Here is a 13,937-nt window from a genome sequence, read left to right on the forward strand (position 1 = left end):
GACGACGCATCCCACCCCATCCGCGCGCCTACGATGACGGCATGGCCTCCGACCTGCGCATCACCTCCTCGCTCATGGACGCGACGCTGCTCGACCTGCCGTGGGATCTGCCGCTCGACGAGTGGACGGAGGACGATGTCGTGCAGCTGCCGAAGGGGATCTCACGCCACCTGGTGCGCTTCGCCCGGCTGAGCGGCCGCGTGGTGGCGATCAAGGAGACGACCGCCGAGATGGCGAACCGCGAGTACGCCATGCTGCGCAGGCTGCAGCGCCTCGACGTGCCCTGCGTCGAGCCGCTCGCCGTGATCGCCGAGCGCTCCGACCGGGACGGCAACCCGCTCGCCGCGGTGCTCGTCACGCGGCACCTGCGCTTCTCGCTCCCCTACCGCGCCCTCTACTCGGCGTCGATGAAGGAGTCGACCGCGCAGCGACTGGTCGACGCGCTCGCCGGCCTGCTCGTGCGGCTCCACCTGGTGGGCTTCTACTGGGGCGACGTGTCGCTCTCGAACACGCTCTTCCGCCGCGACGCCGGTGCCTTCGCCGCCTACCTCGTGGATGCCGAGACCGGCACGATCGAGTCGGCCGGGCTCTCCGACGGCCGGCGCGACGACGACCTCGAGGTGGCGCGCGTGAACATCGCCGGCGAGCTGCTCGATCTGGCGGCCGGCGGCCGGCTCGACGAGTCGATCGATCCCGTCGCGGTGGCGGGCTCGATCGTCGAGCAGTACCGCTCGCTCTGGCACGAGCTGCACAGCGATCAGGTGATCGCCGCCGACGAGCGGCACCGCATCCGCGAGCGCATCGAGCGCCTCAACGCGCTCGGCTACGACATCGGCGAGCTCTCCATCCGCACCGGCGACGGCGGCACGACCGTCGCCATCCGCCCCAAGGTCGTCGACCCGGGGCACCACCACCGGCGCCTGCAGTCGCTCACCGGCATCGATGCCGAGGAGAACCAGGCGCGGCGCATGCTCAACGATCTCGACGAGTACGTCGCGGTGCAGCACGACGCGCGGCCCAACGTCGGCGACGAGGCGCTCGCCAACGAGTGGTTCGAGCGCGTCTTCGCGCCCGTCGTCGAGTCGATCCCGCTCGAGCTGCGCGGCAAGCTCGAGGGGCCGGAGGTCTTCCACCAGGTGCTCGAGCACCGCTGGTACCTCTCGGAGCAGCGCAAGAGCGGGGTGTCGATGACGGAGGCCGCCGCGAGCTACATCGAGACGCAGCTCGCCTTTCGGCGCGACGAGGCGGCGCTGCTGAACGTGCCGACGACCATGACGATGCCGGTCGTCACGCTGCAGGAAGGCGCCGACGACGAGGAGGAGCCGGACTGGCGGGAGCTGGTGTGAGCTGCGCCCTTGGTCGTCGAGCAGATCAGCGGGCGGTGGCGGACCGCCGCTTCGCCACCTCGTAGAGCGTGACGGATGCGGCGATGCCGGCGTTCAGCGACTCCGTCAGCCCGTCGATGGGGATCGAGACGATCGCGTCGCAGGTCTCCGCCACCAGGCGCGAGATGCCCTTGCCCTCGCTGCCGACCACAACGACCAAGGGGCCATCAGCCAGCTCGAGCTCGTGCAGCGGCACGTCACCGTCGCCGTCGAGACCGATGATGAACATCCCCTCGCGCTTCAGCTCCTTGAGCGTCGCGGTGAGGTTGGAGGCCATCGCCACCGGCACGCGTGCCGCGGCACCGGCAGAGGTCTTCCATGCGCTGGCCGTCACACCGACGGAGCGCCGCTGCGGCACGATCACGCCCTGCGCGCCGAAGGCGGCTGCCGAGCGGATGATCGCACCCAGGTTGCGCGGGTCGGTGATGCCGTCGAGCGCGATGAACAGCGGGTTCTGGCTGCGGCTGCGCACGGTCTCGAGCAGGTCGATCGGGTGCGCGTACTGGTACGGCGGCACCTTGAGCGCGACGCCCTGGTGCACGGAGTCGTGCCCGGAGATGCGGTCGAGCTCTGGTCTCATGACCTCGAGCACCGGCACGCCGCGCTTGTTGGCGAGCGAGAGGATCTCCTTGACGCGGTCGTCCATCTCGAGCCGCGCGGCGAGGATCAGCGAGGTCGCGGGGATCTTGGCCTTCAGCGCCTCGAGCACCGAGTTGCGGCCGGTCACCAGCTCGGAGTCGTCCTTCGCCGATGAGGGCTTGCGGTGGCGCGGCGGCTCAGGCTTGCGGCCGCTCTTGCCCGCAGCGGCCTCGTAGCGCTCACGCGCTGCCTTCCGCTGACCGGCCGGGTGCCAGGAGCGATCCTCGGCCTTCGGCGTCGGGCCCTTGCCCTCGAGCGCCCTCCGGCCGTTTCCGCCGGTGCCCTTCGTGGGGCCCTTCTTGCGCGGTGCGCGCTGCGGCTTGCTCATGCGATGCTCCAAGTGGTGTCGTCTTTGCCGTCCTCGACGAGGATCCCGGCTGCCGCGAGCGCGTCGCGGATACGGTCGGAGGCGGTGAAGTCCTTCACCGCGCGGGCCTCACGGCGCTCCGCCAGCAGCGTCTCGACGAGGCTGGCCAGGGCGCCGGACTCGGCCGACACTCCAGATTGCCACACTGCGTGCTCTGGGTCGAGCCCCAGCACGCGCAGCATCGCCCGCACCTCGCTCGCGCGAGCCAGCGCGAGGGCCGCGTCGCCCGCGTCGAGGGCGGCGTTCGCGGCGCGCGCGCTCTCATGCAGCACCGCCACTGCCTGCGGGGTCGAGAGGTCGTCGTCCATGGCTGCGCCGAAGGCATCCGGCACCGCCGCGTCGGACAGCTCGCCAGCGCGGGCGGCGCGCTCGAGCATCGACTCGATGCGGCCGAACGCGGCCTCCGCCTCAGCGAGCGACCCGCCCTCGAGGCTGCCGTCGGCCGTGCGCAGGTCGATCGTGGATCGGTAGTGCGAGGCGACCAGGAAGTAGCGGGCGACGATCGGCCGCACCGCCTGCAGCAGGTCGATGGCGAAGATCGAGTTGCCGAGCGACTTCGACATCTTCTCGCCGTCGACGTTGACGAGCCCGTTGTGGCTCCAGACCTGCGCGAAGCCGAGGCCCGCGGCACTCGACTGCGCGAGCTCGTTCTCATGGTGCGGGAACCGCAGGTCGAGGCCGCCGCCGTGGATGTCGAAGGCGTCGCCGAGATAGGTGCGCGCCATCGCCGAGCACTCGATGTGCCAGCCGGGGCGCCCGCGACCCCAGGGCGACTCCCAGGAGGCCGACTCCGGCTCGTCGTCCTTGCGCGCCTTCCAGAGCGCGAAGTCGCGCGGGTCGCGCTTGCCGCGCAGATCGGCGTCGGCGGCCGTCTCCATGTTCTCGACCCGCTGCCGGGTGAGCTCGCCGTAGCGCTCCCACGAGCGCACGTCGAAGTAGACGTCGGCCGAGCCGTCGAGCGCAGGATAGGCGTGGCCGCGCTCGATGAGCAGCGCGATGAGCGCATGCATGGCGGGCACGGATGCGGTGGCGCGCGGCTCATAGGTCGGCGCGAGCACGCCGACGGCGCGGTAGGCCGCTGTGAACTCGAGCTCGACGCGGTAGGCCAGCGCCCACCACGGCTCGTCGGTCGCGTTGACGAGCACCTTGTCATCGATGTCGGTGACGTTGCGCACGAAGGTGACGCGGTTGCCGCGGTGGGTCAGCCAGCGGCGCCAGACGTCGTAGACGACGGCGCTGCGCACGTGGCCGACGTGCGGAGACGACTGCACGGTCGGCCCGCAGACGTACATCGAGACCTCACCGGCCTGGAGCGGCCGCAGGTCGACGACGGCCTGCTGCTTCGAGTCGTAGATGCGCACGGTCACGGTAGCCAAGGCTACTTGCCGCAGCACGGTGATCGAGTAGGCGCCGGAGGCGTCGTATCAAGATCGGTGGCGGTGTCGTCTCGATACGCCCCTGCGGGGCTACTCGACGACCGGGGTGAGCCGCGGGCCACCGGGGTGAGCCGCGGGGCTACTCGGCGACCGGGGTGGGCCTGCGGCGGATCAGCGCGGTCGCGATCGCCTGCACGCCCTCGCCGCGGCCGATGGCGCCGAGGCCGTCGGTCGTCGTGCCGGAGACGCTGACGGGGGCACCGAGCATCGCCGTCAGCACGGCCTGCGCCTCCTCGCGGCGCGTGCCGATGCGGGGGCGGACGCCCAGCACCTGCACCGAGACGTTCACCGGCGCCCAGCCGTGCTCGGCCAGCAGCGCGACGGCCGCGCGCACGAAGACCTCGCCGTGCGCGCCGGCGTGCTGCGGGTCGTCGACGCCGACGAGCCCGCCGATGTCGCCCAGGCCGGCTGCGCCCAGCAGCGCATCGACGATCGCGTGGCAGACGGCATCGCCGTCGGAGTGGCCGACGAGCCCGACGCCCTCCCACTCGATGCCTGCGAGCCGCAGCGGGCCCTCACCGCCGAAGCCGTGCACGTCGACGCCGATGCCGGTGCGGATGTCGGCGACTTCTCGCATGCCGGGCTCCTTCCGAGCGAGCAGCGACTCGGCGCGCTCCGCATCTGCGGGGGTGGTGATCTTGAAGGCGAGCTCGTCGCCGGCGACCGGCACGACCTGCTCGCCGACGGCCTGCACAAGCTGGGCGTCGTCGGTCGACGCGCCCCGGGCATCCCCCGCCGTCTCGTATGCCCGACGCAGGAGCGCCGCCTCGAATCCCTGTGGCGTCTGCATCGCCCGCAGCGCGGCCCGGTCGACGATCGCACCGAGGCCGGCTGCATCCGCCTCGCGGATGGTGTCGACCACCGGCAGCACCGGCACGACAGCACCGGCGCCGTCGCGGAGGGCGGCGATCACCCGCTCGACCAGCGCCGCGGGCGCGAGCGCCCGCGCGGCGTCGTGCACGAGCACCCACCGCGCATCGCCCGCGGCCGCCAGACCTGCTGCGACCGAGTCGGCACGCGCCTCGCCGCCCGCGACCACGGTCGCGACGAGCCCGGCGCGCTCGGCGATCGCCGACGCATCCGCCTCGTGTCCCGCTGGCACCACGATGACGAACGCGGCATCCACCGCCGCCAGGCCGCGCAGCGCGTGCTCGAGGATCGTGGCCCCCGCAATCTCGGCGAACGCCTTGGGCACGCCGCGGCCGAGCCGGGTGCCGCTGCCAGCGGCTACGACGATGAGGGCGGTGTCGGTCACGGTGTCAGCCTAGGCGGGCGCCCGCACGATGACAGAAGAGAGGCACCCGCCCTTGGGGTGCGGGTGCCCCTCTCGTCTGTGGTGCGATCAGCTCGCGGGGGCGAGCGCCTCGTCGAGGCGCGCCGAGGCGGCATCCTCATCGGTCTTCTCAGCGAGCGCGAGCTCGGAGACCAGGATCTGGCGAGCCTTCGCCAGCATGCGCTTCTCGCCTGCCGAGAGGCCGCGATCCTGGTCGCGGCGCGAGAGGTCGCGCACGACCTCGCTCACCTTGATCACATCGCCGGAAGCGAGCTTCTCGACGTTCGCCTTGTAGCGGCGGGCCCAGTTCGTGGGCTCCTCGGTGAAGTCAGCGCGCAGCACCTCGAAGACCTTGTCGAGGCCCTCTTCGCCGATGACGTCGCGAACGCCCACCAGGTCGACGTTGGCAGCGGGCACCTCGATCGTGAGGCCGCCCTGCGCGACGTTGAGCTTGAGGTAGGTGGTGTCGACGCCCTTGATCTTGCGGACCTTGACCTCGGTGATCTTCGCGGCGCCGTGGTGGGGATAGACAACCGTCTCTCCGACCTCAAAGTTCATCGAATGCTCCTCGTCATAGCCAGAACCTTGATTTTATCACAGCGTGTCGATCGCCAACGCCTGGTCCGGAGTGGTTGAATCACGCCCTTCTTGCATAGGCTCGCCCGGTTTCCGACGCCCGAGACGGGCGTCGGCGCTGGGGTCGCGGCGGAGGCCCGCAAGGGCCTCCGCCCTGAGCTCCACCGCGCTAGAGTGGTCTGCGACCGCGCCGGCCGCACCAGACGGCGCGCGTCACACCGTCGAAAGGGTCCCCGTGCAGCCTCGTCTCGCAGCCGCAGTTGTCGCAGCCGTCGTCGTCGTCTTCGCCGCGACCGGCTGCAATCTCATCACGCCGCAGGCGACGACGATCGACTACGACGCATCCGACGGCGTCTCCGGCACCACCGGCACGGTCGAGATCCACAACGCCATGCTGATCGGCGAGCCGGAGGGCGAGGCGCTGAACCTCTCCACCACGTTCACGAACCCGGGCGAGGCGACGTTCCTCGAGGTGCGCGTCGGCGACGCGGTCGAGCAGATCCGCATTCCGGCGGGCGTCACGACCTACGGCTTCCCCGAGCAGCAGCTCGTCTTCCCCGCCGCACCCGATCTGGTGTTCGGCTCGCTGCAGAACGTCTCCTTCCAGGCAGACGGCGCCCAGCCGACCGGCCTCGAGGTTCCCACGATCTCCACCGAGGTCGTCGGCTACGAGACGCTCGCACCCGCCGCCGAATAGCGCGCTGGAGCTGAGAGCGGAGGTCCTTTCGGGCCTCCGCCGCGACGCCAGCGCCGAGGCCCGTCTCGGGCCTCGGGAGCAGCAACGGCCGCAGCGCCCGCTCAGCGCTCGAAGCGATACCCGAGCCCGCGAAGCGTCACCACGCGCGTGGGGTTCGAGGGGTCTTCCTCGATCTTCGCCCGCAGACGCTTGACGTGCACGTCGAGCGTCTTCGTGTCGCCGAAGTAGTCGCTCCCCCACACCCGGTCGATGAGCTGCCCGCGCGTGAGCACCCTGCCCGCGTTGCGCATCAGGTACTCGAGCAGCTCGAACTCGCGCAGCGGCATCGCGACCTCGTCGTTCGCGACGTGCACGGTGTGGCTGTCGGAGTCGAGCCGCACCCGGCCGATCTCGACCACCGAGTCGTCGTCCTCCTCCTCGTCGACCGCCCGGCGACGGAGGACGGCACGGATGCGCGCCACGAGCTCACGGGTCGAGTAGGGCTTGGTCACGTAGTCGTCCGCGCCGAGCTCGAGGCCGACGATCGTGTCGACCTCGCTGTCCTTCGCGGTCACCATGATGATCGGCACCGCCGAGCTCTGACGGATGTGACGGCAGACCTCGGTGCCGCTGCGACCGGGGAGCATGAGATCGAGCAGGATGAGGTCTGCGCCCTCCTGCTCGAACATCCGCACTGCGGCGTTGCCGTCCTCCGCGTGGGCGGTCTCGTAGCCCTCGAGCTCGAGCAGGTAGGCCAGCGGCTCGGCGAGCGCCGTCTCGTCCTCGACGATCAGGATGCGCGTCATGCAGTCTCCTTGCGAGCGGGTGCGGGTGCGACGGGAAGCCGCAGGGTGAAGGTCGAGCCCTGGCTGGGGCGGGACCAGAGGGTGACCTCGCCGCCGTGGCTGACGGCGACGTGCTTCACGATACTGAGGCCGAGGCCCGTGCCGCCCGTCACGCGGCTGCGTGCGGGGTCGACCCGGTAGAAGCGCTCGAACACGCGCTCCTGGTCGTCGTCCGCGATGCCGACTCCCTTGTCGGTCACGGCGATCTCGACCACATCATCCACCACCCGGACGCCGATGCCGACGTGGGTCGCATCCGGGGAGTACTGGACGGCGTTCGAGATCAGGTTCTGCAGCGCCATGGTCACGAGCTCCTCGGAGCCCAGCAGCTCGACCTCTTCGAGCACGCGCGGGATGATGCGCATCCGCTTGGCCTCAGCGAGCACCCCGTTGCGGTCGACGGCGACGTCGATGACGCGCGAGACCTGGAAGCGCTCCGCATGCTCGAGCGGATCGTCGGCCTGGATGCGCGAGAGGTCGATGAGCTCCTTGGTCATGCGGCCCAGGCGGTCGGCCTCGACCTGCATGCGCTTCGAGAACGAGCGCACGCGAGCGGGGTCGTCGGCGCCGGCCTCGATCGCCTCCGCCAGGAGCGTGAGCGCGCCGATCGGAGTCTTGAGCTCGTGGCTGATGTTGGCCACGAAGTCGCGCCGCACGCCGGCGAGCCGCAGCTCCTCGGTGCGGTCGGCGGCGAGCACGAGCATGAAGCGGTTGCCGAGCGGGGCGACGCGCACGCGCAGCTGCATCTCGGTGCCGGCGCCGATGCGGCCGCGCCGGTAGGTGAAGTCGACCACCTCGGCCTCGCCAGTGCGCCACACGCGTCGGACCGCGTCCGAGATCTCCCTCGAGCGCAGCTCGCGGCCCTCGACGAGGTCGAGCGAGTCGGCGCCGGGCGAGGAGACGATCACCTGGTTGGAGCCGTCGAGCACGACGCCCGCGGACTCCAGCACATCGATCATGGCGGTGATGCCGTCGGGGATGGGCTCGCTCGCGATCGCCATCACCTGACGGCCTCGCTGGGCTGCCAGCCCGAGCAAGTGCACAGAGCCGGCTCCGAACGCGAACCCCAACAGGAGCGCGAGGAGCACGTACCAGGACGCATCCACCCGACGATCGTATCCTTGTCCAGACCCGCCCCCGCGGTTCAGCCGTCGGACACCCGCCGGTAACCTGGGCGCGGAAGACTCGGGGTTCGACCCGTGCCCGGCCCCGATGCAGTCTCGGGCAGACCACAAGGAGCAGCAGCATGCGCGACGTATTCCAGCAGGAGCTCGCCGAGGTGCAGGAGCGCCTCGTCGACATCGCCAACCACGTGCTCGTCTCGATCGAGGCGGCAGTGCGCGCGTTCGGCGACTCCAACGTGCAGCTCGCAGAGCAGGTCATCGCTGCCGACCCTGTCATCGACGACAAGGCGGCTTCGCTCGACGAGCTCGCGATCGACATCATCGCCCGCCAGTCGCCGGTCGCCAGAGACCTGCGCATCGTGGTCTCTGCCCTGCGCATCTCGGCATCGCTCGAGCGCATGGGCGACCTCGCGCGCCACATCGCGATGCTCGCGCGCTACCGCTTCCCGATGCAGGTCGTGCCGGAGTCGCTGCAGCCGACCTTCGCAGAGATGGGTGCGAGCGACATCGAGGTCGCGAGGCTGCTGCGCGACCTGCTCGAGACGCAGGACCTGACGATCGCCGATCGCATCGAAATCGCCGACGAGCACGTCGACAAGCTGCACCGCGATGTGTTCGCGCATGTGCTGGGCACGTCGTGGGAGGGCGCCGCGCACACGACGGTCGACGCGACGCTCGCCAGCCGCTACCACGAGCGATTCGCCGACCACGCGGTCGGCATCGCCAAGAAGGTCAAGTACCTCGCGACCGGCGACTGGGCCGGCGACGAGGAGCACCTGCCGAAGAACCCCGAGCCGGTGCAGCCGGCCGAGTAACGCCACGAACGAGAACGGGCCCCACTGCTGTGGGGCCCGTTCTCGCGTGCGGGTGGCTCTAGTGCTTGCCCTGGTTGGCGACCGCCGCAGCCCCCGCCGCAGCAGCCTCCGGGTCGAGGTACGCGCCGGGGCCGAGCGGCATGTTGTCCTCGCCCAGTGTGTAGACGAGCGGGATGCCGGTGGGGATGTTGAGCTCGGCGATGGCGTCGTCGGAGATGCCGTCGAGGTGCTTCACGAGCGCACGCAGCGAGTTGCCGTGCGCGGCGACGAGCACCGTCTTCCCGACCTCGAGATCCTTGGTGATCGTCGACTCCCAGTAGGGCAGGAAGCGCTCGATGACATCCTTCAGGCACTCCGTCGCCGGCACCTCGCCGTCGATGTCGGCGTAGCGCGGATCGGTGTCCTGCGCGTACTCGCTGCCGGGCTCGATGGGCGGCGGCGGCGTGTCGAAGGAACGACGCCAGAGCATGAACTGCTCCTCGCCGTGCTTCTCGAGCGTCTCGGCCTTGTTGAGGCCCTGCAGCGCGCCGTAGTGGCGCTCGTTCAGGCGCCAGTTGCGCGTGACGGGGATCCAGTCGCGACCCGCGGCGTCGAGCGCGATGTTCGCTGACTGGATCGCGCGGCTCAGCAGCGAGGTGTAGAGGACGTCGGGCAGCAGGTCGTGCTCGCGCAGCAGCTCGCCGGCGCGCTTCGCCTCCCCTTCACCCTTCTCGGTCAGCTTGACGTCGACCCAGCCGGTGAACTGGTTCGACTCGTTCCAGGTGGATTGGCCGTGGCGGAGCAGGATGAGGGTGCGCTCAGTCATGCCGCCAGCCTAGTCGGCGACCCGGTGCCCGAATCGAGCGATGAGGTGCCAGACACGCTTGATCGTCTGCTGGTCGTGCGCTTCGGCGGCCTCGCCGAGAATGCGCGCGTCGATGCGCCCGTCGACGGCCAGCTCGAGGGCGAGGGCGAGGGCATCGACGCCCCGATACGCCTCGAGCTCCGCGATGCGGTCGACCCGCAGCTCGAGCCCCGGATGCCAAACGATGGGGACACCGAGGCGGGCTGCGGCGCGCTCGACCGCCGCGCCGCGGAACGCCGGGTCGAGCACCAGCCGTTCGGCGTCGCGGGCCGGCTCGAACCCACCGTGCAGCTGCGCCTCGACGTAGTCGTCCAAGGGATCGACCGCCGCCTCATCCGCGAGCGCCAGCAGCTCGCCTGCGTGCGCGGGCGTGCCAAGGTGCTCCGGCTCGTAGACGCTGTCCGGCCAGCACAGGGTGACTCGATCCCAGGCGGTGCGCGCCACCTCGAGCCAGCAGGAGCCGAAGCGGATCGCGCCGCCGGTGGCCCGCCGCCGGTGCTCGACCGCGCCATAGACGGGTCGCTCGTGGGACGCCGCCTCGTCATAGGCGCCACCGAACATCCGCGACTCCCAGCGCCAGCGGTCGCCGCCGGGATGCGCGGTGAGGCCGCCGTTGGAGATGCCGGTGGAGAACTGCGAGCGATACGTGCCCTCCGCGACGATGCGCTCGAGCACCGTCGCGCCGCCGGAGCAGCGATCAGGGTGGAAGTGCACCGTGACGCGAGCGTCGGGCGGCAGCGGTCCGCCCGCCGAGCGGGCCGCGACGTGCTCGACCGCGCGACGCCACGCATCCATGCCGTCAACCTACCCGCGACCCGCAGACAGGGACAATGGATGCCGTGGCGAAGCAGGTGGGGCGCATCACGCGCGGGACGACCGGGGTGAACCGGCTGCGCCGCGTGGACCGCTGGATCGCCGCGCAGCCCGCCGCGCGCGTGCCCGGCTGCCTCGTGGTCGACCTCGGCTACGGCGCGAGCGCGACCACGAGCCTCGAGCTGCACGAGCGGCTCTCGCGCAACAACCCGTCCGTCGAGGTCCTTGGGCTCGAGATCGACCCGGCGCGGGTGGCGCTCGCCACGGCTGAGCTCGACGGCGCCAGGGAGACAGGGCCTGAGCGCTACGGGCGGGCGATCGCGCGGGACGCGCGCGTGTCGTTCGCACTCGGTGGCTTCGAGGTGCCGACGTCGCGGCGGCCGCAGCTGATCCGCGCGATGAACGTGCTGCGGCAGTACGACGAGCACGAGGTCGCGGGGCACTGGGCGACGATGCTCGGCAGGCTCGCGCCCGGCGGGCTGCTGGTCGAGGGCACCTCGAACGAGCTGGGGCGAGTGTGCTCATGGGTGGCGCTCGACGCCGCGGGCCCCCGCTCGCTGACGATCGCGCTGAAGCTCGACGAGCTCGGCAGCGACGCGATGGAGGCGCCGTCGGTCGTGCGCGAGCGCCTGCCGAAGGCGCTCATCCACCGCAACCTGCCGGGCGAGCGCATCCACGAGCTGCTGGTCGAGCTCGATCGCGCGTGGGCAGTGGCAGCGCCGCTGGCCGACTTCGGCCCGGTGCAGCGCTGGGTGGCGACGGTGGGGCGGATGCGCGAGGCGGGCTGGCCGGTGAGCGGCGGCCCCGCGCGGTGGCGGCTGGGCGAGCTGACGGTGGACTGGGCCGCGGTCGCGCCGCGCGCGCACCCCGCAGGTTGAGGAGGCCGCGGGCCGCAGGCCCACAGCTGTCACGAAACCGAAGGGGGCGACAGCTCGCTCCTGCGGTCTCGTGACGCGAGCGTGCTGCGCACGCGCGCTCCTCGACCTCCGGAACGGACGGGGCGGGCTCTCAGGCGGGCGGAGCGGGGCGCTTGACGGCGCCGATGCGCGGGAGGCGCGGCGGACGGTTCGCGTGCCCGGCCGTCGGCGGCACGAGCAGCTGCTGGCCGGCTGCGACGGCGATGCCCTCTGCCGTGCGCACGACGAGATCCTGATCGGCGGGTGCGGAGCGCTTCACGACCGCGAGCGCGATGGGGCCGAGCTCGTCGTGGATGGCCGAGGAGGTGACGGCACCGACCGGTCGCTCCCCCGCTGCATCGTCGATGGTGAGCACCGCGTCGCCGGCCGCGACCTGCGCGTTCTCGCTGCCATCGAGGTGCAGCAGCACGATGCGACGCGGCGGGGCTCCCAGGTTGTGCACCTTCGCGACCGTCTCCTGCCCGCGGTAGCAGCCCTTGGAGAGGTGCACCGCGGTCGTGAGCCAGTCGAGCTCGTGCGGGATGGTGCGCTCGTCGACCTCCGCGAGCGACGGGCGACCGGCCGCGATGCGCAGCGCGTCGGCAGCCATCGTGCCGACGAATCGGTCGACCGGCATGGCGGCGGCCTCCGCCGGCGTCAGGATCGCCTCCGACCAGCTCCACGGCTCCCCCGTCGGCTCGCCGTAGCGCACGCCGCCGGGCGTGACCTCCGGCCAGCCGTCGAGCCAGGCGAGCTCGGCAGCCGGTGCGCCCGCAGTGCCCACGACGACCACGTCGGGGCGGGTGATCTCGACCTGCTTGTAGAAGCGCATCCGCGTCAACCATGCCTCGAGCGCGTCGCCGCTGCCGACGTCGACGAGCACCCAGAGCTCCTCGCCCGTCCAGTGCAGTCGCAGCGCGTGCTCGATGCGACCCTCGGGCGAGAGCACGAGCGTCTCGGTCGAGGCGCCCGGCTCGAGGCGGTCGACCGCCTGGCTCGTGATCGAGTCGAGCCATGGCAGCGTGTCGGGGCCGGTGAGGTGCAGCACGTCGCGGGCCAGCAGCACGAGGCCGCCTGCGCGCAGCCTGCGCTGCTCGGCGATCGGGTTGCCGACGTGCAGCGGGAGCCCGGTGCCCTCGTCGAGCACGGCATCGGGGATGCCGGCGGCGACCTCGCGAGCGCTCACGCGTCGCTCGCCTCGCTGGGCGTCACGCGGGCGAGCCTGGCGGACGCGTGGCTCTCGAGGCCCTGCCCGAGCGCGGCGAGATCCCACGCCCAGAGCAGGTGGTTCTCGACCAGGCCGTACATGCGGGTGGATGCGGTGTGCTCCTTGGCGCCCGCGCCGCGCAGCACGGCATCGGTGGCCAGCTCGATGCGCGGGCCGCTGATCGTGCCGAGGTAGAGCTCGGAGACGCCGGTCGGATGCGAGATGAGCGCCTGCAGGTCGAAGGCGCCATCCGGGCGGCGCAGGCCCTCGACCGCCTCGGCGTCGCCGAAGGCAGGCTCGCCGGCCGGCGGCAGCATGCCCGGTCCCGCGTCGGCGTCGTGGGCGGGGCGGGCGAGGCGCCAGAAGCCGCTCTCCGCGGCGAGCGGCGTCAGCTCGTCATCGAGCTGCCACGCATATGCCTCGAAGCTCAGGTAGGGGTTGCCGTGGTGCGCGAACGAGACGCGCTGGCCGAACTCCTGCTCGACGGTGCGCTCGCCGACCGGGAACGACAGCACGCCGGTGCCCTCCCAGGTGCCGATGAGCCACTGCAGCGGGCCCAGCTCAGCGGGGAGCGTGGGATCGAGCTCGAGCATCGCTTAGCGCTGACCCCGGAAGAGGTTGCGCACCACGACGAAGGAGACGCCCAGGATCGCGATCATCGCGAGTCCGAGCAGGCCGAGGAAGAAGATCTCGAGTGCGACGACGGGGATGGCATCCATGCGTCGATCCTACCCGCTTGCCCGTCAGAGCAGCGTCAGCGGCACGAGGATGGCGCTCGCGAGCGCCAGGATCAGCACCGAGCCGAAGACTGCGGCCGCCAGCCGGTCGACGAGCCCGGGCTCCGTCGGTCCGCCGAGCTGGATCGCGAAGGCCACGAGCGTGCACCCGCCCAGCACGATGGGCATCCAGACGATGCCGTCCGTCGGCTGCAGGATGCCGACGAGCACGGCGCCCAGCGCGGCGAGCACCCATACGGGCCACACGCTGGCCCATTGCCACGAGGTCGCCTTGCGCATGCGGCCCATTGTGTCGCACCCGTGC

General features: G+C 71.5%; 16 protein-coding genes. 4 read left to right on the forward strand and 12 right to left on the reverse strand.

The window, feature by feature from the left end:
- Positions 1–41 precede the first annotated feature (41 nt).
- Entirely contained in the window at positions 42–1,346 is a 1,305-nt protein-coding gene (locus MKD51_RS15655; protein ID WP_240241420.1) for a DUF4032 domain-containing protein, read from the forward strand.
- Between the two features lie 25 nt (positions 1,347–1,371).
- Here MKD51_RS15655 and rlmB read toward each other — a convergent pair whose 3' ends face one another.
- The 4 genes from rlmB to MKD51_RS15675 form a co-directional block, all read right to left on the reverse strand.
- Complete coding sequence (gene rlmB, locus MKD51_RS15660; protein ID WP_240241421.1) at positions 1,372–2,352, reverse strand: 23S rRNA (guanosine(2251)-2'-O)-methyltransferase RlmB; 981 nt, start codon at positions 2,350–2,352, stop codon at positions 1,372–1,374.
- Positions 2,349–3,758 (reverse strand): cysteine--tRNA ligase, encoded by a 1,410-nt coding sequence (cysS, locus tag MKD51_RS15665; RefSeq protein WP_240241422.1) that lies wholly within the window; start codon positions 3,756–3,758, stop codon positions 2,349–2,351. The genes rlmB and cysS overlap by 4 nt, the downstream gene beginning before the upstream one ends.
- Before the next feature lie 148 nt (positions 3,759–3,906).
- On the reverse strand, positions 3,907–5,082 hold the full coding sequence (gene ispD / locus MKD51_RS15670; RefSeq protein WP_240241423.1) for a 2-C-methyl-D-erythritol 4-phosphate cytidylyltransferase: 1,176 nt from the start codon (positions 5,080–5,082) through the stop codon (positions 3,907–3,909).
- An 87-nt stretch (positions 5,083–5,169) separates the two neighbouring features.
- Positions 5,170–5,658, reverse strand: a complete 489-nt coding sequence (locus MKD51_RS15675; protein WP_240241424.1) for a CarD family transcriptional regulator — start codon at positions 5,656–5,658, stop codon at positions 5,170–5,172.
- A gap of 253 nt (positions 5,659–5,911) precedes the next feature.
- On the opposite strand from MKD51_RS15675, the gene MKD51_RS15680 reads away from it, so the two are divergent.
- Positions 5,912–6,373: a hypothetical protein gene (locus MKD51_RS15680; RefSeq protein WP_240241425.1), complete on the forward strand. Its 462-nt coding sequence runs from the start codon at positions 5,912–5,914 to the stop codon at positions 6,371–6,373.
- A gap of 101 nt (positions 6,374–6,474) precedes the next feature.
- Here the strand turns inward: MKD51_RS15680 and MKD51_RS15685 are convergent, their stop codons facing one another.
- Together MKD51_RS15685 and MKD51_RS15690 are read right to left on the reverse strand one after the other, a co-directional pair.
- Entirely contained in the window at positions 6,475–7,158 is a 684-nt protein-coding gene (locus tag MKD51_RS15685; RefSeq protein ID WP_240241426.1) for a response regulator transcription factor, read from the reverse strand.
- Positions 7,155–8,303 (reverse strand): ATP-binding protein, encoded by a 1,149-nt coding sequence (locus MKD51_RS15690; protein ID WP_240241427.1) that lies wholly within the window; start codon positions 8,301–8,303, stop codon positions 7,155–7,157. The genes MKD51_RS15685 and MKD51_RS15690 overlap by 4 nt, the downstream gene beginning before the upstream one ends.
- Positions 8,304–8,443: 140 nt before the next feature.
- Here MKD51_RS15690 and phoU point away from each other — a divergent pair, with 140 nt between their 5' ends.
- Entirely contained in the window at positions 8,444–9,136 is a 693-nt protein-coding gene (phoU, locus tag MKD51_RS15695; RefSeq protein WP_240241428.1) for a phosphate signaling complex protein PhoU, read from the forward strand.
- 58 nt (positions 9,137–9,194) lie between these two features.
- Here phoU and MKD51_RS15700 read toward each other — a convergent pair whose 3' ends face one another.
- Together MKD51_RS15700 and MKD51_RS15705 are read right to left on the reverse strand one after the other, a co-directional pair.
- The gene (locus tag MKD51_RS15700; protein WP_240241429.1) at positions 9,195–9,941 is read right to left on the reverse strand and encodes a phosphoglyceromutase; all 747 of its coding nucleotides are present in this window, start codon (positions 9,939–9,941) and stop codon (positions 9,195–9,197) included.
- Between the two features lie 9 nt (positions 9,942–9,950).
- A complete protein-coding gene (locus MKD51_RS15705; protein WP_240241430.1) occupies positions 9,951–10,775 on the reverse strand; it encodes a DUF3626 domain-containing protein in 825 nt (274 codons plus the stop codon).
- A gap of 44 nt (positions 10,776–10,819) precedes the next feature.
- On the opposite strand from MKD51_RS15705, the gene MKD51_RS15710 reads away from it, so the two are divergent.
- Positions 10,820–11,671, forward strand: a complete 852-nt coding sequence (locus MKD51_RS15710; RefSeq protein WP_240241431.1) for a class I SAM-dependent methyltransferase — start codon at positions 10,820–10,822, stop codon at positions 11,669–11,671.
- A gap of 130 nt (positions 11,672–11,801) precedes the next feature.
- Here MKD51_RS15710 and MKD51_RS15715 read toward each other — a convergent pair whose 3' ends face one another.
- Genes MKD51_RS15715 through MKD51_RS15725 form a run of 4 tightly spaced genes read right to left on the reverse strand, consistent with a single transcriptional unit; the run spans position 11,802 to position 13,912 of the window.
- On the reverse strand, positions 11,802–12,875 hold the full coding sequence (locus tag MKD51_RS15715) for a folate-binding protein (RefSeq protein WP_240241432.1): 1,074 nt from the start codon (positions 12,873–12,875) through the stop codon (positions 11,802–11,804).
- Positions 12,872–13,489 carry an FABP family protein gene (locus tag MKD51_RS15720; protein WP_240241433.1) on the reverse strand — a complete coding sequence of 206 codons (618 nt, stop codon included), beginning with the start codon at positions 13,487–13,489 and terminating at the stop codon, positions 12,872–12,874. The genes MKD51_RS15715 and MKD51_RS15720 overlap by 4 nt, the downstream gene beginning before the upstream one ends.
- A 3-nt stretch (positions 13,490–13,492) precedes the next feature.
- Positions 13,493–13,615: a hypothetical protein gene (locus MKD51_RS16245; protein WP_277604041.1), complete on the reverse strand. Its 123-nt coding sequence runs from the start codon at positions 13,613–13,615 to the stop codon at positions 13,493–13,495.
- 24 nt (positions 13,616–13,639) lie between these two features.
- A complete protein-coding gene (locus MKD51_RS15725; protein WP_240241434.1) occupies positions 13,640–13,912 on the reverse strand; it encodes a hypothetical protein in 273 nt (90 codons plus the stop codon).
- Positions 13,913–13,937 lie beyond the last annotated feature (25 nt).

Source organism: Agrococcus sp. ARC_14 (assembly GCF_022436485.1).
In the GTDB taxonomy this organism is placed as follows: domain Bacteria; phylum Actinomycetota; class Actinomycetes; order Actinomycetales; family Microbacteriaceae; genus Agrococcus.